This is a genomic window from Paraburkholderia phymatum (assembly GCF_038900715.1).
Classification (GTDB): Bacteria; Pseudomonadota; Gammaproteobacteria; order Burkholderiales; family Burkholderiaceae; genus Paraburkholderia; species Paraburkholderia phymatum_A.
Genome location: NZ_JAYMRZ010000002.1, coordinates 491,602 through 511,881, shown reverse-complemented (window position 1 = coordinate 511,881; position 20,280 = coordinate 491,602). Strand labels below are relative to the sequence as shown.

20 protein-coding genes are annotated in these 20,280 nt (G+C 63.9%); all 20 read left to right on the top strand.

Translation table 11 applies throughout. The annotated features are described in order from the left end of the window. Positions 1–9 precede the first annotated feature (9 nt). The gene (locus VSR68_RS05655) at positions 10–1,137 is read left to right on the top strand and encodes an ornithine cyclodeaminase family protein (RefSeq protein ID WP_342938846.1); all 1,128 of its coding nucleotides are present in this window, start codon (positions 10–12) and stop codon (positions 1,135–1,137) included. Between the two features lie 351 nt (positions 1,138–1,488). Continuing rightward, positions 1,489–2,274, top strand: coding sequence for a GntR family transcriptional regulator (locus VSR68_RS05650; protein ID WP_342938845.1), 786 nt, complete (start codon positions 1,489–1,491; stop codon positions 2,272–2,274). A gap of 182 nt (positions 2,275–2,456) precedes the next feature. Further along, positions 2,457–3,245, top strand: a complete 789-nt coding sequence (locus VSR68_RS05645) for an enoyl-CoA hydratase-related protein (RefSeq protein ID WP_342938844.1) — start codon at positions 2,457–2,459, stop codon at positions 3,243–3,245. A gap of 346 nt (positions 3,246–3,591) precedes the next feature. Continuing rightward, entirely contained in the window at positions 3,592–4,827 is a 1,236-nt protein-coding gene (locus tag VSR68_RS05640) for a CaiB/BaiF CoA-transferase family protein (RefSeq protein WP_342938843.1), read from the top strand. A gap of 101 nt (positions 4,828–4,928) precedes the next feature. Continuing rightward, positions 4,929–5,360: a Zn-ribbon domain-containing OB-fold protein gene (locus tag VSR68_RS05635; protein ID WP_342938842.1), complete on the top strand. Its 432-nt coding sequence runs from the start codon at positions 4,929–4,931 to the stop codon at positions 5,358–5,360. Beyond that, entirely contained in the window at positions 5,360–6,499 is a 1,140-nt protein-coding gene (locus tag VSR68_RS05630; RefSeq protein ID WP_342938841.1) for a thiolase family protein, read from the top strand. Before VSR68_RS05635 ends, VSR68_RS05630 begins: the two co-directional genes overlap by 1 nt. Before the next feature lie 17 nt (positions 6,500–6,516). Next, positions 6,517–7,323: an alpha/beta hydrolase gene (locus VSR68_RS05625; RefSeq protein ID WP_342938840.1), complete on the top strand. Its 807-nt coding sequence runs from the start codon at positions 6,517–6,519 to the stop codon at positions 7,321–7,323. Further along, positions 7,320–8,138 (top strand): alpha/beta hydrolase, encoded by an 819-nt coding sequence (locus VSR68_RS05620; protein WP_342938839.1) that lies wholly within the window; start codon positions 7,320–7,322, stop codon positions 8,136–8,138. The genes VSR68_RS05625 and VSR68_RS05620 overlap by 4 nt, the downstream gene beginning before the upstream one ends. Further along, positions 8,135–8,719 carry a hypothetical protein gene (locus VSR68_RS05615; protein ID WP_342938838.1) on the top strand — a complete coding sequence of 195 codons (585 nt, stop codon included), beginning with the start codon at positions 8,135–8,137 and terminating at the stop codon, positions 8,717–8,719. The genes VSR68_RS05620 and VSR68_RS05615 overlap by 4 nt, the downstream gene beginning before the upstream one ends. A gap of 99 nt (positions 8,720–8,818) precedes the next feature. Further along, on the top strand, positions 8,819–10,159 hold the full coding sequence (locus VSR68_RS05610) for a CaiB/BaiF CoA-transferase family protein (RefSeq protein WP_342938837.1): 1,341 nt from the start codon (positions 8,819–8,821) through the stop codon (positions 10,157–10,159). Between the two features lie 37 nt (positions 10,160–10,196). Next, positions 10,197–10,703, top strand: a complete 507-nt coding sequence (locus VSR68_RS05605; RefSeq protein ID WP_342938836.1) for a MaoC family dehydratase — start codon at positions 10,197–10,199, stop codon at positions 10,701–10,703. A gap of 71 nt (positions 10,704–10,774) precedes the next feature. Then, on the top strand, positions 10,775–11,737 hold the full coding sequence (locus VSR68_RS05600) for a tripartite tricarboxylate transporter substrate binding protein (RefSeq protein ID WP_342938835.1): 963 nt from the start codon (positions 10,775–10,777) through the stop codon (positions 11,735–11,737). A 268-nt stretch (positions 11,738–12,005) separates the two neighbouring features. Then, on the top strand, positions 12,006–12,479 hold the full coding sequence (locus VSR68_RS05595) for a tripartite tricarboxylate transporter TctB family protein (RefSeq protein ID WP_342938834.1): 474 nt from the start codon (positions 12,006–12,008) through the stop codon (positions 12,477–12,479). After that, positions 12,476–14,023, top strand: a complete 1,548-nt coding sequence (locus VSR68_RS05590; protein ID WP_342938833.1) for a tripartite tricarboxylate transporter permease — start codon at positions 12,476–12,478, stop codon at positions 14,021–14,023. The genes VSR68_RS05595 and VSR68_RS05590 overlap by 4 nt, the downstream gene beginning before the upstream one ends. A gap of 340 nt (positions 14,024–14,363) precedes the next feature. Then, positions 14,364–15,401 (top strand): DUF1254 domain-containing protein, encoded by a 1,038-nt coding sequence (locus VSR68_RS05585; RefSeq protein ID WP_342938832.1) that lies wholly within the window; start codon positions 14,364–14,366, stop codon positions 15,399–15,401. A gap of 429 nt (positions 15,402–15,830) precedes the next feature. Continuing rightward, complete coding sequence (locus VSR68_RS05580) at positions 15,831–16,748, top strand: sterol desaturase family protein (protein WP_342938831.1); 918 nt, start codon at positions 15,831–15,833, stop codon at positions 16,746–16,748. A gap of 273 nt (positions 16,749–17,021) precedes the next feature. Then, a complete protein-coding gene (locus tag VSR68_RS05575; RefSeq protein WP_342938830.1) occupies positions 17,022–17,903 on the top strand; it encodes an RNA polymerase sigma-70 factor in 882 nt (293 codons plus the stop codon). Between the two features lie 196 nt (positions 17,904–18,099). Continuing rightward, complete coding sequence (locus VSR68_RS05570; protein WP_342938829.1) at positions 18,100–18,579, top strand: carboxymuconolactone decarboxylase family protein; 480 nt, start codon at positions 18,100–18,102, stop codon at positions 18,577–18,579. Between the two features lie 62 nt (positions 18,580–18,641). Then, positions 18,642–19,052: a cupin domain-containing protein gene (locus VSR68_RS05565; RefSeq protein WP_342938828.1), complete on the top strand. Its 411-nt coding sequence runs from the start codon at positions 18,642–18,644 to the stop codon at positions 19,050–19,052. Positions 19,053–19,172: 120 nt separating this feature from the next. Then, positions 19,173–20,186 carry a LysR family transcriptional regulator gene (locus tag VSR68_RS05560; protein ID WP_342938827.1) on the top strand — a complete coding sequence of 338 codons (1,014 nt, stop codon included), beginning with the start codon at positions 19,173–19,175 and terminating at the stop codon, positions 20,184–20,186. Positions 20,187–20,280 lie beyond the last annotated feature (94 nt).

The following is a 20,280-nucleotide window of genomic DNA, read 5'->3' as shown; positions in this document are numbered from 1 at the left end:
CGCTTTCCAATGCTGCTGCTGGACAACGATTGCGTCGCGCGTCTGCTGACGATGCGCGACTGTATCGACGCGCAGGCGCGCGCGTTTGCGGGGCTGCCCGCTGGCGCGTCGATCGGCCGCCCGCGCTTCGACACTTATGTGCCGACCGCGCGCGACGACGGCTACTATCGTTTCGGTTCCGTCGACGGCGCGACGGACGGCATTCTCGCCGTGCGGCTCAAGTCGGACGTGATGGTGTGGCCTCGGGATCAGGATGGCGGCGCCGGTCAGCGGGGATCGCATCGCGCGGGCAGCGAGCAGAAGTACTGCATCGAGCCGGGCACGTATTGCGGGCTCGTGATGCTCTTCAGCACCGAGAACGGCGCGCCGCTCGCGATCATCAACGATGGTCATCTGCAGCATATGCGCGTCGGCGGCGCGGCGGGGCTCGGCACGCGTCTGCTCGCGCGCGAAGATGCGCACACCATCGGCATGATCGGCTCGGGCGGCATGGCCGAAACGTTTCTCGATGCGCTGTGCTGCGTGCGTGAAATTCGCCGCGTGCGCGTGTACAGCCGGCGCGAAGAGAACCGCCGGCGTTTCGCTCGCGCGATGGCGGACAGGTTGCAGATCGACATCGAAGCCGTGGACAGCGCTCGCGATGCGGTGCGTGGCGCGGATATCGTCGCGACCTGTACGGACAGCATGTCGCCCGTACTCGACGCCGCGTGGCTCGAACCGGGCATGCACGTTGTCGCGTTGACGCCGCGCGAGTTCGACGCGAGCGTCGCGCAGCGCTTCGACGTCGCGATTGCGCAGGGCCGCGAGCGCTTGCCGTTGGACGAGAGCGAGCGGTTCAGCCAGCGTATCTCGGGAAGCCCGAATGCGTTCGTCGGCGGCAGCACTGACGAACGGCGACGGCTGCCCGTTTCTCGCGGCGAGCGCGTGGATACGAGCGGCTGGCCCATCTATACCGACGTGATAACGGGCCGCACGCCAGGCCGCACGAGCGCGGAGCAGATCACGTTCTACTACACGGTCGGCAACTGGGGCGTGCAGTTCGCGGCCGTCGGCGGACATGTGTACCGCGAGGCAGTCAGGCAGGGCGTCGGCATGAGGTTGCCGCGCGAGTGGTTCATCCAGAACATCCGCAATTAGGATTTGGCATCGGCCGATCAGGCGAACTTCTTTATCGATGAGGATTGCAATCTAAATCGCGATCTGTCTAAGTGTGCAGCTCGCGTCATGCGGGCGCGCGCCACTCGAGGAATTGCCATGAACGTTGCTCACACGATGTTGCATCGCGTGTCGCCTTTGCATTCGTCACGATGTTCGCGCAACATCGCGACGGCTCGCATCGTGCCGGGCGAATTGCGCAAGTTAATCGACGAAGCGGCCCGCTCCGCGCGCGGCCATCGAATGCTCTTCAACGACAAGCCGCTCCCGTGGCTGCGATCCATAAAGGTAAAATCGGCGCTCCTGGGATCAGGCCAATATCGCGGAGCAACAATGTCGAAGAAAACGAAGTCGCATGACGAGGAACTCGCGGGCGTGAAGGCAAAACGCATGTCGGCCCTGCAACGCGCCGAAGGCAATGCGGCTCAGACCGTGTCCGGAGTCGCCGCGACGCTCCGCAGGCTGCTGACGGGAGAGAACCCTTCTGATTCGCTCGTCGTGTCGATCGCCTACGAACTGGGGCTCGACATCATCGAAGGCCGGCTCAAGCCTGGCGACGATCTCAACTCGGTCGATCTCGCCGAGCGCTTCTCCATTAGCCGCACACCTGTGCGCGAAGCGTTGGCGCTTCTCGAGAAGCAAGGTCTCGTCGAGGTGCTGCCGCGTCGCCGGCCCCGCGTGCGCGGCGTCAGTATCGAGGAACTGCGCAACATCTACGAAATCCGCGCCGCAATGCATGCGCTCGTGTGCGAACTCGTCGCCGAGCGCGCGAGCGACGACGATATCGCGCTGCTTCGGCGCGCCTTCGAAGCGATGCGCGAAGCTGCGGAATCGGGCGACGTGCACCAGTATTTCGTCGCGAACATGGCGTTTCACGATACCGCGACGGACATCTGCCGCAACCCGATGCTGCAACGCTCGCTCGACCTGCTCGGCCTCACGACGTTCAACCTGCGCTATCAATCGCTTTCGCAGACAGGCCGCATCAAGCGTTCGCTCGAAGACCATTGCCTGCTCATGCGCGCCTTCGAGGAACGCAACCCGACGCTCGCGTCGGCGATCATTCGCAGCAACATCCAGTCCGCGCTGAAGGCGCTGGAGCATAGCCTCGACAAGTAGGCCGCGCTCCATCCGGTAATCGCCCGGCACCGTTTTCTTGCACGCCTCTCATTGCCGGGCATCACTGCGAAGTGTGTACAGGCGCACGAACTGCATACAAAACAACGAAAATCTCCGAGGATAAGTCAGCGATTCATGGTTTAATGACCTAAAGTGTACACACTTTGAGTCGGAGGAGACCGATGAAACATTACGAAACCTTGCTCCAGAAGCAGGACGGACATGTGCTGACGATCGTCCTGAACCGGCCCGACGCGGGCAACGCGCTCAACACGCAGATGCTGACGGAAGTCGTGGATCTGTTCGCGTCGCTCTACGTCGATCCGTCGGACGTGCGCTGCATCGTGCTGACGGGCGCGGGAGAGCGGATCTTTTGCGCGGGCGGCGACCTGAAAGAGCGCAAGGGCATGACCGAGGAAGCGTGGCGTCGTCAGCACGCGCTGACCGAGCAGATGATGCGCCACTTGCAGGAGTGCCCGATTCCCGTCATTGCGGCCGTGAACGGCGCGGCGTTCGGCGGCGGCTGCGAACTGGCTGTCGCCGTGGATTTCGCGTACGCAAGCGAAACGGCGCGCTTCGCTCTTACCGAAGTGACGCTCGGCATCATCCCGGGCGCGGGTGGCACGCAAAATCTGCCGCGCGCATGCGGCATCCGGCGAGCGAAGGAAATCGCGCTGACTGGCCTGCCGTTCACGGCGCAGGAAGCGCTCGAATGGGGCGTCGTCAACAAGGTGTGCGCGCCGGACGATCTTTTCGCGCAGACGCTGGAGACGGCGCAGCGGATCGCGAACAACGCGCCCATCGCCGTGCGGCAGGCCAGGAAGTCGTTGAACATGGCGACGCAGTCGGACCTGTCGAGCGGGTATCGCTTCGAACTCGAATCGTATTACCGGACTATTCCCACGCAAGACCGGCTCGAAGGCGTGCTTGCGTTCAACGAGAAGCGAAGGCCGCAGTTCAAGGGCATCTAGCGCCCGAATCGGGACAAAAGTGTATCCACTTTGAGCGCCGGACGATTGGCCACGTAACAGCTTTTCCTCGTCTTTTCTGGCGCCCAGCATATCGGCGGCATCGCCCGTAGCGCATTTCTACGGGCGCGCGCGCCGATTCGTCTCGTCGATCCGCTATTCCGGCACGCATGGTGTGTTTTCGGGCTTCAACGAAAAATTCTCTAAAGTGTCGACAGAAAGATTGACAAGGCGCGCAAGAGGGGTAGTATTGCCGTGCAGTCACGTTAAATGTGTCGACACTTGGCCAAACCCTTATCCCGGACTCGAGCACAGGCGTGCCCGGTCGAGGCTGACCAGAAGAGAAGCGATGACCCTATCTTTCGAAAACCGCGACAGCCGGCGCAACGATGAGTCGAAGCCTCCGCTGAGAGGCGTGCGCATCCTCGATTTGTCGATGTTCCTTGCCGGGCCATTCTGTACACAGCAACTCGCCGATCTGGGTGCGGACATCATCAAGATCGAGCCCAGGAACGGAGACTCCACGCGCGCGTTGCCTCCGCACTTTCACAAGGGCGAGAGCCTTTACTTCCTGAGCGCCAACCGTTCGAAGCGGGGCATGGTGCTCGATCTCGCGCAGCCCGAAGGGCGCGAGGTTTTTCACCGGCTCGTGACGGGCGCGGATGTCGTCGTCGATAACTTCCGGCCCGGCGTAACCGCGAAGCTGGGCGTCGACTTCGCGACGCTGTCGGAGATCAATCCGCGCATCGTGTGCTGTTCGATATCCGGCTACGGACAAGACGGCCCATACGCGAAACGGCCCGCCTACGACATGATCGTGCAGGCCCTGTCGGGCGGCATGAGCCTGACGGGCGAGCCCGGTGCGCGCGCGGTGCGGGCGGGCATTCCGATCGGCGATATCTGCGCGGGGCTTCACGCCGTGATCGGCATCCTGGCAGCGCTCACGGAGCGCGAAGTGTCGGGCAAGGGGCAATTCATCGACATCTCGATGCTCGACGTGCAGGTGGCGATGCTGTCGTATCAGGGCGTCTATCACCTGTTCTCGGGTGAAGTGCCCGGACGTCAGGGCAGGGGCCACGCGTCCATTCCCACCTATGCATCGTTCGAGGCCGCCGACGGCAACGACGTGCTGATCTGCGCGAACACCGAAAAGATGTGGCAAGGGCTCTGCGAAGTGCTGGAGCAACCGGAACTGCTGCTCGACGCGCGCTTTCTCACGAACGAACTGCGTCACACGCACCGCGACGCACTGGAGCCCTTGCTCACGCAGGCATTTCTGCGCCGCTCGCGCGATCAATGGCTCGAACTCCTGACTGCGAAAGGCGTGCCGTGTGCGCCCGTCAATACGGTCGCGGATGCGCTCATCGATCCGCAGGTCCGGCATCGCGGCATGGTGCGCTCGCTGACCCATCAGCTGGGCGGCGAGATCGACGTGCTGGGCAATCCGATCAAGCTGTCGCGCTCGCCGTGCGGGACGTTTCGCAGTCCGCCGCTGCTTGGCCAGCATACGGATGAAATCATGCGCGAACTCGAATATGCAGCCGATGAAGTGGGCAGGTTGAAGGAACGCGGCGTGATCGCGTAGCGCCGCGAGGCCCTATGCGTCGTCGCGCCGCGTCACGCGGAAGCACAGGCGAAACGCCGAGGCGTTCGTCACGTCGTCAGGACATCAACGAGGAATCAGACATGGAATTCGAGACACCCATCGTTCCACAAGCGAATCCCGGCTTGTCGGCGGACTATCTGCGATCCGACGGCACGGGCGTTCATCTGATCGGACAGCACTGTGAAGATTGCGGCAAGGCGCTGTTTCCGAAAACGGGCATCTGCCCGGGATGTCAATCGGAGCGCGTCGTCGATGTCGCGCTGCCCGCGCACGGCACGCTCTATAGCTGGTCGGTCGTCCATGTCGCGCCGAAGCCCTGGGTGACGCCATACGTGATCGGCTATGTCGATCTGTCGGATACGGTGCGCGTGTTCTCGCATATCGGCGGCGATCCACAGGTGTTGCGCGTGGATATGCCCGTGCGCCTGCATGCGGCCACGCCCGTTTCGGAAGAGCGGCCGGCCGGCACGCCGCTTTTCACTTTCAATCCTGTCGCCGGGGAGAACGCGTGATGCGCAAAGTCTCAGTGATCGGAACGGGAATGATCAAGTTCGGCAAGTATTCCGATGTGAGCCTCGCCGATCTCGGCTGGCCCGCCGTGAAGCAGGCGATCAGGGACGCCGGCATCGAAGCACGCGACATCGACGCGCTCTATTGCGGCACGGGCCTCGGTGGGCCGATGCCTGGCCAGCGCATCTTCGGACGGCTGGGCATTGCGGGGCTTCCCATCATCAACGTCGAGAACGCATGCTCCAGCGGATCGTCCGCGTTGAGCCTCGGCTATACGGCGATTGCGAGCGGACGCTACGACGTCGTCATGGTGATGGGCGTCGAGAAGCTCACCAAGTTCAACGGCGGCACGATTCCACTCGAAAAAGAGGACTGGGAAGTCAGCAACGGCCTCGTGATGCCCGCGCTCTATGCGATGCGCGCCCGGCGCTACATGCACGACTACGGCCTCACGAAGGAGCAGCTGGCGAGCGTGGTCGTGAAGTCGCGCCGCCATGCCGCGCTGAATCCGGATGCGCAGTTGCGCAAGGAGACGAGCGTCGACGAAGTGCTGGCCTCGCGGATGATCGCCGATCCCTTCACGCTGTTCCAGTGCTGTCCGACGGGCGACGGCGCCGCGGCCGTCATCCTGTGCGCCAGCGATCTCGCGCGCAAGTACAGCGACAGGCCGGTGAACGTGGCGGCGTCGCACGTCGCTTCGGGCATTTTCGAAGGCGGGTTCCGCGACATGACGAGCCCGGAGATCACGGTGCGCTGCGCGAAGGACACGTATGAAGAGGCGGGCATCGGCCCGGAAGACATCGACGTCGCCGAAGTCCATGACGCGTTCACGAGCGCCGAGCTCATGTACTACGAGGCGTTCGGCTTCTGCGAGCGAGGCGAAGCCGCGCAACTGCTGGAAAGCGGCGCGACGTCGCTGGGCGGGCGCATTCCCGTCAATCCGAGCGGCGGACTGCTGTCGAAGGGACATCCCGTCGCCGCGACAGGCGCCGCGCAGGTCGTCGAAGTGGTGCGCCAGCTTCAGGGCCGATGCGGCAGCCGCCAGGTCGCGAACGCGAAGGTCGGACTCACGCATGCGACGGGTGGCGGCATCAGCGGCTTCGATCACGGCGTGTGCGCCGTTCACATCTTCTCGGTCTGATCATGTCGGACAACGGTATGGAACTGCATTGCAACGTTCGGGGCGCGGGCCGCGATGTCGTGCTGCTGCATCCGGCGGGGCTCGACCATGCGTCGATGAACGCCGTCGCGGATCATCTGGCGCGCGCGTATCGCGTGGTGTCGGTCGATCTGCGCGGGCACGGTGCGTCGCCGGATGCGCCGGCAGGCTCGCGCCTCGCGGACTGGGCCGCCGATGTGCGCGCAACGATCGCCCGTCATTGCGACGAGGCGGCCGTGGTGCTGGGCGTGTCGCTGGGCGGCATGGTCGCGCAGACTCTCGCCTGCCTGCATCCGCAAGCGGTATCCGCGCTCGTGCTCTGCGGCTGCGCGGCGACGTTTCCTGCCGAGGTCCGTGACATTCTGCGCGAGCGGGGACGCTTAGCCGAGCGGGGCGGCATGAGTGCCGTCGTCGAGGCGACGCTCGACCGCTGGTTCACGGCCGAGGCCCGGCACGGCCCGTTCGCGGACGCGGCGCGTGAGCGTCTGCTGAATGACCGCGTGTCGAACTGGTCGGCCACGTGGGACGCCATTGCGCTGCACGACATGCTGCCGCGTCTCGGTGAGGTTTCGGTCCCTGCTCTCGTCGTGGCAGGCGAATGCGATGCCGCGACGCCGCTCGCCGCGACACGGCAGCTCGCCGCTGCGATTCCCGGCGCGCAATGGGTCGCGCTGCCGAACGCGCCGCACATGATGCAGCTCGAAAACAGCGCCGCACTCAATGCCGTCGTGACGGCGTTCCTCGAAAGCGCATTCGATCGCGCTTTTGATCACACATCGACGGTATCGCGAAGGACATCGCGATGAACACGCAAGATCGATCCGTCGCGGCGTTGCATCACGTATCGCATGTCGGCGATGCGACGCTCCCGACGCTCATGCTGATTCACCCGCTAGGCGCCGACCACACGTTCTGGGACGAGTGCGCGGACATCTGGCGGGACAGGATTTCGACGCTCGCGTGCGACTTGCGCTGCGCGGGCGAATCGCCGCGCTCCGGCGAGCCGCCTTCGATCGCAACGCACGTTGCCGATCTGGAAGCGCTGCGGCTGTCGCTGGGGATTGCATCTGTGGTGCCTGTCGGTTGCGCGATCGGCGCGATGATCGCAGCCGCTTATGCGGCGACGTATCCCGAGCATACGGCCGCGCTCGTGCTGTCCAATCCCGCCGCGAGGTCGTCGGAGGAAGCGGCGCGCCGCCTGTCCGAACGCGCGCAGCAGGTGCAACGCGGCGGCATGCAGGCCATCCTGCCGGGCGCCGTCGAGCGGCCGTTCGTCGGTCGTCCCGACGACGACCGGCGCGCCCGCTACGCCGCCCGCTTCGCGCGCCAGGACCCGGCCGCGTATGCAACGTCGGTGCTCGGCGTCGTCGATGCGAACGTCGAGGCGGAACTTGCCGCGATCCGTTGTCCGGCGCTCATCGTCGCGGGCGGACATGACGTACTGTTTCCGCCGGACGACGCGCGGCAGGTCCACAACCGCATCGCTCGCGCGCGCTACGCGCTGTTCGAAGACGCAGCTCATTTCGTTCCCTATCAGATGCCGATCGAATTCGCCACGCAAGTCCTCGCGTTTCTGAGCGAAGCCGCGCGCATCAGACTACCTGGAGCACTGCAACCGTGAAGAACAAGGGTTTTCTCATCGTCCTCGCGCATCCGGCGCCTCACCTCGAAGAAGAGTTCAACGCGTGGTACGACACCGAGCATCTGCCGGAGCGGATGTCCGTTCCCGGCTTCGAGGCGGCGCGTCGCTATGTGTGCATTTCCGGGTGCCCCGGCTATCTCGCCGTCTACGACATGGAGAGTCCCGCAGTGCTCGAAAGCGATGCGTATCTCGCCGTGTCCTTCGACAGATCGAGTCCGTGGACGAAGCGCGTCACGAGCCGCGCGCGAGTCAACCGTCTGGCGGGCGCGCAGGTCTATCCGGGCAACGCGTTGACGCCGCGCGCGGCGCGCGTGCTGATGCTGCGCTTCAGCGGACTCGATGGGCACGCGCAGGAAACCATCGTCGCGGGCATGCGCGCGAATTTCGAGCGGCGGCCGCAGACGATCCAGGTTCGCGTGTTCGCCCACGACACGGGAGCGGGCATCGACTTCATCGGCCTCGTGGATGCGCGCGCGCCGCTCGAAGACACGATCGACCTGAAGCCGTTCGGCGACTACGCGACAGCGCTCGACCTCGTGCATACCTACGCCCCCTATTGAGCGCAAGCGAGTGCCAAACGCTGATCGTGGACACACACCGCTTCGATGAACGGTCGTGTCCTGCCATCGAACCGACTCTCTCGACAGCCTACGAATCCTATGTCCGAAAGCACACCATCAGCGGCCGGGGACAGGCCGCTAGAAGGCATCCGCGTCATCTCTCTCGAGCATGCGCTGGCGGCTCCGCTTTGCTCGCGTCATCTGGCGGACCTCGGCGCCGAGGTCATCAAGGTGGAACGAATCGATGGCGGCGACTTCTCGCGCAGCTACGACACGTATGTTCACGGGCAGTCCACTTACTTCGTGTGGCTGAACCGGGGCAAGCGCAGCCTCGCGCTCAACGTGAAGACGCAAGGCGGCAGGATGGTGCTGGACCGGCTCGCGGCATCGGCCGACGTGCTCGTGCAAAACCTCGCGCCCGGCGCGGCGGCACGCGCCGGGCTCAGCTACGAGCGGCTCAGCGCGATCAACGAGCGGCTGATCGTCGCCGACATTTCCGGCTACGGCGATAGCGGTCCGTTCGCTGAAAAGAAAGCCTACGACATGCTGATCCAGGCGGAGTCAGGGCTCATCAGCATCAACGGGGCTGCGGATACGCCTGCGCGCGTCGGCATCTCGGTTGCCGATCTCGCGACAGGTCTCTACACGCAGAATGCGATCCTCACGGCGCTGATCCGGCGCGGCAAGACGGGGCGCGGCAGCCACGTGCAGGTCGCGATGCTCGACGCGCTGGCCGAATGGATGCATTACCCGATGTACCGGCACGCGTACAACAACAGCGTGATACCGCGCCAGGCGATGAACAATCCGTGGATCGCGCCATACGGCGCTCATGCTACACGCGACGGCGCAGTGGTGTTCAGCGTGCAGAACGAGCGCGAGTGGCGGGCCTTTTGCGAACTCGTTCTGGCGATGCCCGAGCTGACGCATTCCGGCGAATACGGCTCGAACACCGCGCGAGTCGCGAACGTGAAGGCATTGACGCAGCTGATCGAAGCGAAATTCGCGGACCTGTCGTCGCTCGAAGTGGTCGATCTGCTGGACAAGGCGGGCATTGCGAACGGCAGGCTGAACGCGCCGAAGGACCTGTGGGAGCACCCGCAACTGATCGCGCGCGACAGATGGCGCGAGGTCGCCATTCCCGGCGGCGGAAAGATTCATGCGTTGCTGCCGCCCGCGACGTTCGACGGCTTCGAAGCGGTCATGGGACGTGTCCCCGCGCTCGGAGAAGACACGCACCGCGTGCTGTCCGAGCTGGATTTCAGCGAGCAGCAGATCAACGAGTTCTACGCAAACGGTTCGGCGATGCAATGCACGGAGGACGTTTCGCTTCGTGCCGCGAAGCCGGCGCACCCGGGCCGGGCCATCGACGAGTCTGCGCAACGCGGCGCGGCGATCACCTCCGACGATCACGCGGGCGGGGTCGGTGCCTGTTCTTAGCAGTGCCTTCACAAACGAATGGATGGGAGATCTGGACATGAAGAAGGAAGGATGGTCAGGCCGGTTTTTCGAGGATTTCACGGTAGGCGATGTGTACGAGCACCCATTGGGCCGCACGGTCCTGCCGGCGGACAACACGTGGTTCACGTTGCTGACGCAGGCACCTGCGCCGATTCACTTCGACCACTGCTACGCGGGTCAGACGCAGTGGGAGAAGCCCGTCGTCAACTCGACGTTCATCCTCGCGCTGGTGACGGGACAGAGCGTGACGGATCTGTCGCAGAACGTCTTTGCGAACCTGGGCTGGGACCAGGTGCGTCTGCCGAAGCCCGTCTTCGAGGGCGACACGATCTACTCGCGCTCGGAAGTGCTGGACCTGCGCGATTCGAAGTCGCGTCCGAACATCGGCATCCTGAAGGTGTCGACGATAGGCTTCAACCAGCATGGCACGGTCGTCATCAGCTTCCACCGAACGATGATGATCTTCCGGAAGGGCCAGGGACCGAAGATCCCGCGGCCGAATCTCGAAGCGGTGGTGCAATAAGTCGTGCCCCGGCGCGCGGGGCGCGCGCCGCTTATACATAGCGACCAACGCTAGGTTGAAAGGAGACAAGCATGCTCAAGTTCCTGAAGGCCGCAGTCGTGATTGCGGTTTGCGCGGCGTCTGCGTACGCCAGTGCCGGGGAGTATCCGGATCACCCTATCAAGCTCATCATTTCGAACGCGCCGGGCGGCGGGACCGACATCACGGGCCGCATCATCGCGGACGGTCTCAGCAAGAAACTCGGGCAGGCCGTCGTCGTGGAAAACCATCCGGGCGCGGCGGGCCTGATCGGTGACAACATCGCCGCGAAGTCGCCCGCCGACGGCTACAGCATCCTGTACGACTCGGCTTCGTTCACGGTCAATCCCGCGATTCGCAAGCTTTCCTACGATCCCGTCAACGACTTCATTCCGCTGTCGCTGTCCGTGAGCCAGCCGAACGTGCTCGTCGTGGCGGCCAACTCTCCCATCAAGACGCTGCAGGACTACATCAAGGCGGCGAAGGACCGTCCGGGCAAGATCACGTTCGGCTCGGCGGGCATCGGCACCGGCCAGCACATGACGGGCGAGCTGTTTCGCGACCGCGCGCACGTCGACATCCTGCACGTGCCGTACAAGGCGGGCGCGGCCGTCTACGTCGATCTGATCGGCGGACAGATCACGTCGTACTTCGCCAACCTCGGCTCGGCGATGGAGTACATCAGGAGCGGCAAGCTGCGCGCGCTGGCCGTGACGTCGGCGCAGCGCAATCCACGTCTGCCCGATGTGCCGACGCTCGAAGAATCGGGGTTCCCCGGCTTTGTCGTGCTCGAATGGGCGGGCGCCTATGTGCCGAAGGGCACGCCGCCTGCCGTGGTCGATCAGCTGTCGAAGAACTTCCAGGAAGTCGTGCAGGACGCGAAGGTCAAGCATGCGCTCGAAACGGCGGGCGTCGATGTGGTGGGCGATTCGCAAGCCGATTTCAAGAAGTTCCTCGACGCCGAGTTCAAGCGTTGGGACTCGCTCGCGAAGGAGAACAACATCCGGGCGCAGTGAGACGGATCGCTGCGATGCGTTGCGCCCGCATTCGACGGTGCAACGCATCGAAACGAAGCAGCGGCGTGACGGATGCAAAGGCGTGGTGACGGTGTGATGCGAAGGTGCGATGCAAAGATGTGCTGCAAAGATGTGCTGCAAAGATGCGCTGCAAAGATGCGCTGCAAAGATGCGCTGCAAAGGCGGGACACGAGGGCATAACGATAAAAAACCACGGCCGCCCGCGTGAGCGCATCTAACCGGAAGACTGCATTCGAGGAGACATTCGATGCTGAATCTGTTCAACAAGAACCGCCGCGATTATCTCGGCGGCATGCTGCTGCTTCTCATCGGCCTCGGCGCCGCGTTGCAGGGCTGGAGCTATCGAACGGGATCGCTCGTCGAAATGGGCCCCGGCTTCTTTCCGATGGCGCTGGGTGTCATCTTGGCATTGTGCGGCGTGGCGCTTCTGGTTGCATCGGGCCTGTCGGCGCCGGTGCCGGGAGAGGAAAAGAAGCTGCCTCGTCAGTGGGTGGCCTGGCTTCATATTCTCGCGGCGATCGCGGCGTTCGTGATCCTCGGGAGATTCGGCGGACTGGTGCCCGCCACGTTCGCGGTCGTGTTCATTTCGGCGATCGGCGATCGCGATAACTCGTTCAAGGGCGCGCTCTTGCTGGCGGTGTGCATGTCGGTGGTGTCCGTGCTCGTTTTCCGCCTGGGGCTGCAACTGCAGTTTCCGCTGTTCGCGTGGGGGAACCTATGATCGGCCAGTCGCTTGCGGATTTGTGGCAGGGCTTCGGCGTCGCGCTCGAAGTCCACAACCTGATGTGGTCGTTCTTCGGCGTTCTGATGGGCAATCTCATCGGCGTGTTGCCGGGGATGGGGCCGCTCTCGGCCATCTCGATCCTGCTGCCGTTGACCTATACGATGCACCCCGTCTCGGCGGTCCTGATGCTCGCGGGCATCTTCTACGGCTCGCAGTACGGCGGCGCGATCGGCGCGATTCTGCTGAATCTGCCGTGTCATCCGCCTCACGCCGTGACCTGCCTCGACGGCTACCCGCTGACCCAGCAGGGCAAGGGCGGAACGGCGCTCGGCGTGGCGATGATCTCGTCGTTTTTCGCGGCGTCGTTCGGCATCGTCGTGATGATTTTCGCGTCGCCGCTGCTCGTGCAGGTGGCGTTCAAGCTGGGCCCCGCCGAACTGTTCTCGATCATGCTGCTGGGCCTGCTCGCGGGAGGCACGATGTCGCGCGGCTCGCCGCTCAAAGGCGTGCCGATGACCGTCTTCGGCCTGCTGCTCGGCGTGGTCGGCACCGACGTCAACAGCGGCACGATGCGCTTTACCTTCGGCTTGCCGCCGCTCGCGGACGGCATCCAGCTGGTTGCGCTGGCGCTCGGCCTCTTCGGGGTCGCGGAATTCCTGCGCAACGTGAACCGGATCGAGGTGGCGGGCAGCGGCCTGAAGGTCAGGCTGCGCGACATGCGTCCGAGCAAGGCCGAGTTGAAGAAGGCGTTCAGTCCGATGTTGCGCGGCACGCTGGTCGGCACGTTGTTCGGCGCGATGCCGGGCACGGGGCCGACGATCACGACGTTCATCGCCTACGCGGTCGAGAAGAAAGTGTCGAAGACGCCGTCGCGCTTCGGGCACGGCGCGCTGGAAGGCGTCGCGTCGCCCGAAGCGGCGTCGCACTCGAAGACCCAGGTCGACTTCATTCCGACCATGAGCCTCGGCATTCCCGGCGATCCCGTGATGGCGCTGATCCTCGGCGCGCTGCTGATCCAGGGCATTCAGCCGGGCCCGATGCTGATCGCCGAGCATGCCGATCTGTTCTGGGGACTCGTCGCGAGCTTCTGGGTCGGCAATGTGCTGCTGATGATCCTGAACGTGCCGTTGATCGGCCTGTGGGTCAGGTTCCTTCGCGTGCCGTATCGGTATCTGTATCCGTCGGCGCTCTTCTTCATTGCCGTCGGCGTGTACAGCACGAACAACAGCCTGTTCGAAGTGGGCGAGGTGCTGGTATTCGGCGTCGTGGGCGCCATCCTGCTTGCGCTCGACTTTCCGATCGCGCCCATTCTGCTGGGCTTCGTGCTCGGCCCGATGCTCGAAGAGAACTTTCGTCGCTCGCTGCTGCTTTCGCACGGCAACATGCTGGTTTTCGTGCAGCATCCGATCAGCGCGGGATTCATCGGCGTTTGCACACTGCTGATCGTCGCGCAGATCGCATTCGCGATGCGCGGCGCCTGGAAGAACAAACGGCACCGACAACACGCGACGGACGCGCATCCCGGCGTGGTGAGCCGATAGGCTGCAAAACCGGACGCTTTTTCTGATCGCCTCCTTTCGTGAGGCGATTTTTTTCGCCCGCGACGAGGGGGGATTGCGGATTGATGTCGCGAATCGACTGGTATCGATAGCTGCCTCGCGCAGCGGATCGCCTGCCATTGCGCGTTGCCGTCCTGATCGGCGGGCCACGTCATCGCAAGCCCGTCTCTCGCGTCTGCGTGGTTTGTCACCCCTCGAAACGGCAGGGGTCCGCCCGCGCCGCCCGTACTAACCTCCCTGACGTGTCTGCGTTCATCGCTCCCGCAGTGTGAGCGGGCGTGCCACCCATCTCTCTCGTTCCGTCTACTTTCCAGGAGTTCCGATGTTCCCGGTAAAGCGTTTTCTTCTCGGACTGACTCTGATCTGCGGTGCCTTGCAGGCATCGGCGCAGACGGCCGGTTCGTCAACGCCGACAGTCCCCGTGACGGTAGACAACTTTGTCCGTGCCGAGTCGGACATGGAGTTTGCCGCAGTCGTCAAAATGAACGGCCTTGGGCGTTTCGGACATCTTCGCGAACTTGCGCCGTTGAGCCGGCAGATCGTCGTGCGCGTCAATCGCGACACGCTGTATTCGACGGCGGTATTCGATCTCGACGCAGGCCCCGTCACGATCGACCTTCCCGATGCGGGCAAGCGTTTCCGCTCGATGATCGTCATCAACCAGGATCACTACGCGCAGGAGGTGGTCTACGACAAGGGCAAGTACACGCTCACGAAGGACAAGATCGGTACGCGCTACGTGCTGGTGGCAGTCCGAACGCTGGTCGATCCGGCAAACGCCGAGGATCTCAAGCAGGCTCATGCGCTGCAGGACGGAATCAAGGTCGAGCAGCGCGGCGCGGGCCAGTTCGAAGTGCCCAACTGGGACCCCGCAAGCCACAAGAAGGTGCGTGACGCGCTCAGAGTCCTGGGTTCGACCGTGCCGGACACGCGGCAGGCCTTCGGCCGGAAGGGCGAGGTTTCGCCGATACGCCATCTCATCGGGGCGGCCGTGCTCTGGGGCGGCAATCCCGACAAGGATGCCGTCTATCTGACCGTCACGCCGCCCAGGAACGATGGCAAGACGTCGTACAAGCTTCATGTACGCGATGTTCCCGTCGATGGCTTCTGGTCGGTCACGGTCTATAACGCGTCGGGCTATATCGACCCGAATCCGCTGAACGCCTACACGATCAACAGCGTTGGCGCGAAGAGAGGCGCCGACGGCGCGGTGGACGTGCAGTTCGGCGGATGCGACGGCAAGCGCGACAACTGCCTGCCGATCGAGCCCGGCTGGAACTACACGGTACGTCTCTATCGTCCGCGCCCTGAAGTTCTCGACGGCAAATGGGACTTTCCGAAAAGCGTGCCCATGTCGTGATCGCGCGGGTGTGCATCGTCGAGGCGTCCGCTGCTTGACTGGCGGGCGCTCCCGACGTTGGCCGCGAACATCCCAATGATCTGACGAACGACGGCGGTTGCATCCGAGGCCCAAATGCGCCGGCGATGCAACCGGCCTGTCCATGAAGCACAAGCGCACTCCCACGCGCGAATTTCCGCCGACCGGGCTCAGAGCGATGCCCGCCATCCGACGCCCCCACATTCGCGCAATTCCAGCGCATTCCATCGCGTGTCGAAAGCGCCCGAAACGCCCGCCCAGCAAGGCTCTCCGCCCGATGACACACGGTGAAATAACTTCCGCATAGCCTGTAACGGCGCCCATCACTACAGTGCGCATATCGGATGCGATGCACTGACCTACCACTTCACCGCAGACGATACCTCCCGCCACAACCGTTATGGCATCGTCATGGAAAATCTTGGGAAATTCACGTTGTACGTCACGGCTTTCGTCATCGTCGTATCGATGATCGAAGCTGTGTGGCTCACCCGCAAGAACCGCAATACGGCCACGCCGTTTGCATGGTACGAAGTCTGGCTGTCGATCGTCGATCTGGTCGCGCGCAAGCTGCTTGCGCTGCTGCCGCTCTCGCTCGCGGCACCTGTTTTCGCCTTCGCCTGGGACCACCGCCTCTTCACGGTGGAACTCAATAGCGCGCTGATGGTGCTGGCGCTCTTCGTCGGCCAGGAATTCTGCTACTACTGGTATCACCGCGCGTCGCATCGCGTGCGCTACTTCTGGGCCACGCACGCCGTGCACCACTCGCCGAACCAGCTGACGCTGTCCACCGCGTACCGTCTCGGCATCACGGGCAAGGTGTCGGGTGCGGCCGTGTTCTTCGTGCCGCTGGTCTGGCTCGGCGTGCGTCCCGAAGTCGTGCTGATGACGCTCTCGATCAACCTGCTGTATCAGTTCTGGCTGCATACGACGTGGATTCCGAAGCTCGGCTGGCTCGAGTACGTGTTCAATACGCCGTCCTCGCATCGAGTCCACCATGCGTCGAACGTCGACTATCTGGATGCGAACTACGGCGGCGTGCTGATCGTCTTCGACCGGCTGTTCGGCACCTACGTCGAAGAACGCGCCGACGAGCCCTGCGTCTACGGTCTCGTCACGCCGACCACGTCGCGCAATCCGTTCGTCGTCGAGTTCGAGCACTGGGCGACGCTGGTTCGGGACGTCGTGAAGGCGAAGAGCGTGTGGATCGCGATCAACCACGTGATCCAGCCGCCCGGCTGGCTGCCCGACGGCGGCGGCGAAACCACGGAGGAACTGCGCCGCAAGACCAGGCCGGCCACTCGCGAGTGCGAAGCCGTCAACGGTTGATCAGAAGATAAAGCAGCACCGGGCAGGGCGCGTGAAGTGACACGCGCCCTGTCGTTTTTCAGGGCGGCGGCCGACGCTGCCCGCGATATCCCGCCGCACTCCGAAAACCATGTCCATCGCGGCGCGGCACGATATGGCGCGGTCTTGCCGCGTTGTCCACGCGCCCGCCTGATTCGCGCCGCTCAGGTCGTAATAGTTACCATGGCAATATCTGACTGCTGGCACGACGTTCGTGCGGCGTTTGGGCTTTTCCGTGCAAAAGAGGAAACCGTGATGGACGACGACGCGTATGCGTTTAATCAGCTTCGCCCGCGTTTGCAGAAGATTGCGTATCGAATGCTCGGGTCCGTGGCCGAAGCCGAGGATATCGTGCAGGACGTATGGCTGCGCTGGCATTCGGCGGCCCGCGAGGGCATCGACAATGCGGAAGCCTGGCTCGTCGCGGTCACGACGAGAATGTCGATCGACCGTCTGCGCGCGGCGAAAATCCAGCGCGAACACTACGCGGGCATCTGGCTGCCCGAGCCGCTGCTGACAGAGCCGCCGGCGACACCCGAGGAAGTGACCGAGCGCGCCGACGATGTCTCCGTGGCCTTCCTGATGCTGCTCGAACGGCTGACGCCGGAGGCACGCGCGGCGTTTCTGCTGCGCGAGGTCTTCGACGCGGACTATGCCGACATCGCCGATATCATCGGCAAGACGGAAGCGGCGTGCCGTCAACTGGTGAGCCGCGCCAAGGCGCAACTGCGCGAGGCGCGCCCGCGTCATGCGGTGCCGCGCGAGACGCATCGCCGGCTGCTGAAGACATTCGCGCAGGCGTGCGAAGGCGGCGACTTCGCGTCGATCAACGCGCTGCTCGCCGAAGACGCGACGCTGATCGGCGACGGCGGCGGCAAGGTGCCCAGCTTCCCGCGTCCGATGCTCGGCGGCCGGCGCATCGCGCAGCTTTTCTACGCGTCGTCGCTGCGTTACAAGAGCGAGCTTCGCGTGAAGCTCGTGATGCTGAACGGCGAATGGGCGCTGCTGCGCTATTTCGAAGGCCAGCTCGAATCGGCGCAGACGTTCGAGACGGACGGCCAACGCATCGTCGGCATCCACGTCCAGCGCAATCCCGACAAGCTGGCGCGCATCGTCGCCGCGCACGGCAATCCCTGAGCGTCCATCCTGCGCGCACGCGCGGCGAGTACCAGATGACCGATGCGCCGATTGGTGCTTCACGGGCAACAGCGTGAGCCCGATCCCATGTCTACCGCCGCTCACCCCGCACACCTACCATCACTTCATGCGGCTCATCGCCGTTCATGGCACCCTGGAAGTGCGGGTGTTTCTCTCATCGTCGCCAGGAGACATCATGACCCAGCGCATTAACTACGTTCAGCAATCGCCGGAACTGTTCAAGAAGTACCTCGAATTCACGACGCTGTTGAAGGACAGCGCGATCGAAGAGACGATCCGCGACCTGATCTCGATCCGCGCGTCGCAGATCAACGGATGTGCGTTCTGCCTCGACATGCACGTGAAGGAAGCGCGCATGCACGGCGAGCGCGAACTGCGCATCCATCATCTTCCGACGTGGCGCGAGTCGACGCTCTTCTCCTCGCGCGAACGTGCCGCGCTCGCATGGGTGGAAGTGCTGACGAAGCTGTCTGAGCACGGCGTCGATGACGATATCTACGAGCGCGTGCGCGGCCAGTTCTCCGAAAAGGAATTGTCGGACCTGACGTACGAAGTGATGGCCATCAACGGATGGAATCGTGCCAACATCGCGTTCAGGACAGTGCCCGGTTCGCAGGACAAGGCATACGGCCTCGACAAGGCCAACCTCGCCTGAGGCGCGCTGTCTGTTCGCTATCCCGGCCCGCGCGCGTGGGCCGCGTCTTTGAGGAGCACACCATGTTTCGCTCGAAGAGATCCATCATGTCCTTGCTCGTCGTCACGGGCGCATTGATGGGACAGGCGGCCCGCGCCGCGGCGCCGGAGGCCATCGTTACGCCTGTGATGACACAGCCGCTCGATGACTATCCCGGCAAGGAAGCGCTGATGATCACGGTCGAATATCCGCCCGGGTCCGTCGATCCCGTTCATCGCCATTACGCGCACGGGTTCATCTACGTGCTGGAAGGGTCGATCGTGATGCAGGTGAAGGGCGGAAAGGAAGTCACGCTCAAGCCCGGGCAGAGCTTCTATGAAGGGCCGAACGATGTGCACACGGTCGGGCGCAACGCGAGCCAGACACAGCCGGCCAAATTCCTCGTGGTGTTCCTGAAGAACAAGGGCGCGCCCATTCTCGTGCCGGAGAAGTGAGCGCGGCGGGCGGTGGCGAGCCGGGCCGATGAAAAAATCTGCGTGAAAAGTCGCGAGCGATGTCACAAGCGGGGGCGCTCATACGTCTAGTCGGATATCGACCCACCGACTATGCGCGCCATGTCAGACTACTCACCACGCAGTTCGGCCTTAAGCGCCGACGATCCGATCGCCAGCAGCTTCGCGACCAGTTACGCCGGCGTCGTCTCTTTTCTGGCCGTCGCCAATGAAGGCAGCTTTGCTCGCGCGGGCGATCGCCTGGGCATCGGCCGCTCTTCTGTCAGCCGCAATGTGCAGAAGCTCGAGGCCCAGCTCGATGCGCGGCTCTTTTTTCGCACGACGCGCAGCACGTCGCTGACGCGCGAGGGCGAACTGTTCTATGAGAAGTGCCAGCCGGGCGTCGAGCGCATCGCGCAGGCGCTGGAAGACATGCGCGAGCTGCGCAACGGGCCGCCGCGCGGCCGTCTGCGCGTCGGCTCGACACCGGGCTTCGGCCGCAAGATCGTCGCGCCGTTGTTGCGCGGCTTTCGCGCGCGCTATCCCGACATCGCGCTTGAACTGCTGCTGAACGACCGTCCCACCGACTTCACGGCCGACCGCATCGACGTGGCGTTTCGCGACGGACGCATGGAGGACAGCGAGATCGTCGCGCGCCAGCTGATACCGATGCAGATGATCGTCTGCGCATCGCCCGCGTATGCGCAGGTCTACGGCCTGCCGCGCGATGTCGGCGAGCTGGCCGCTCACGACTGCATCAACTTCCGCATGACGTCGGGCCGCATCAGGGAATGGGAATTCAAGGTCGATGGCTTGCCGCTGCGCCGCCAGCCGGCCGCGCAGCACACGTTCAACGACGCCGAACTGATCTTGCAGGCCGTGCTCGACGGCGAGGGCATCGCGCAACTGCCGGCGTATCAGGTGTGCGACCTGCTCAAGCAGGGCCGGCTGCTCAGCTGTCTGCCGCAATACGCGCCCGACGACGGCGGCCACTACATCTGCTATCTGAGCCGCAAGCATCTTCCCGCGAGAATCCGCGTGTTCGTCGACTACATGACCGAGCACACGAGAGCACTCGATCTCCAGTATCTGATCACGACGCACGAGATGCCCGAAGTCGAATCCGTCGTCGATTGACGACGCGCCCGGCATCGACCTTCCTCGACATAGCGGTTCGTTGCGATTGGTGCCCGTGACGCAACACGATGGGGCCTTCCGCAGCTCTTCTGCC

Excerpts from the sequence above, each read along its gene's own strand:
- VSR68_RS05560 (WP_342938827.1), top strand. The coding sequence starts at position 19,173 with ATGTCAGACTACTCACCACGCAGTTCGGCCTTAAGCGCCGACGATCCG.
- VSR68_RS05585 (WP_342938832.1), top strand. The coding sequence starts at position 14,364 with ATGTTCCCGGTAAAGCGTTTTCTTCTCGGACTGACTCTGATCTGCGGT.
- VSR68_RS05595 (WP_342938834.1), top strand. The coding sequence starts at position 12,006 with ATGCTGAATCTGTTCAACAAGAACCGCCGCGATTATCTCGGCGGCATG.
- VSR68_RS05640 (WP_342938843.1), top strand. The coding sequence starts at position 3,592 with ATGACCCTATCTTTCGAAAACCGCGACAGCCGGCGCAACGATGAGTCG.
- VSR68_RS05645 (WP_342938844.1), top strand. The coding sequence starts at position 2,457 with ATGAAACATTACGAAACCTTGCTCCAGAAGCAGGACGGACATGTGCTG.
- VSR68_RS05570 (WP_342938829.1), top strand. The coding sequence starts at position 18,100 with ATGACCCAGCGCATTAACTACGTTCAGCAATCGCCGGAACTGTTCAAG.
- VSR68_RS05630 (WP_342938841.1), top strand. The coding sequence starts at position 5,360 with ATGCGCAAAGTCTCAGTGATCGGAACGGGAATGATCAAGTTCGGCAAG.
- VSR68_RS05565 (WP_342938828.1), top strand. The coding sequence starts at position 18,642 with ATGTTTCGCTCGAAGAGATCCATCATGTCCTTGCTCGTCGTCACGGGC.
- VSR68_RS05655 (WP_342938846.1), top strand. The coding sequence starts at position 10 with ATGCTGCTGCTGGACAACGATTGCGTCGCGCGTCTGCTGACGATGCGC.
- VSR68_RS05625 (WP_342938840.1), top strand. The coding sequence starts at position 6,517 with ATGGAACTGCATTGCAACGTTCGGGGCGCGGGCCGCGATGTCGTGCTG.
- VSR68_RS05575 (WP_342938830.1), top strand. The coding sequence starts at position 17,022 with ATGGACGACGACGCGTATGCGTTTAATCAGCTTCGCCCGCGTTTGCAG.
- VSR68_RS05605 (WP_342938836.1), top strand. The coding sequence starts at position 10,197 with ATGAAGAAGGAAGGATGGTCAGGCCGGTTTTTCGAGGATTTCACGGTA.
- VSR68_RS05590 (WP_342938833.1), top strand. The coding sequence starts at position 12,476 with ATGATCGGCCAGTCGCTTGCGGATTTGTGGCAGGGCTTCGGCGTCGCG.
- VSR68_RS05610 (WP_342938837.1), top strand. The coding sequence starts at position 8,819 with ATGTCCGAAAGCACACCATCAGCGGCCGGGGACAGGCCGCTAGAAGGC.
- VSR68_RS05620 (WP_342938839.1), top strand. The coding sequence starts at position 7,320 with ATGAACACGCAAGATCGATCCGTCGCGGCGTTGCATCACGTATCGCAT.
- VSR68_RS05650 (WP_342938845.1), top strand. The coding sequence starts at position 1,489 with ATGTCGAAGAAAACGAAGTCGCATGACGAGGAACTCGCGGGCGTGAAG.
- VSR68_RS05580 (WP_342938831.1), top strand. The coding sequence starts at position 15,831 with ATGGAAAATCTTGGGAAATTCACGTTGTACGTCACGGCTTTCGTCATC.
- VSR68_RS05600 (WP_342938835.1), top strand. The coding sequence starts at position 10,775 with ATGCTCAAGTTCCTGAAGGCCGCAGTCGTGATTGCGGTTTGCGCGGCG.
- VSR68_RS05635 (WP_342938842.1), top strand. The coding sequence starts at position 4,929 with ATGGAATTCGAGACACCCATCGTTCCACAAGCGAATCCCGGCTTGTCG.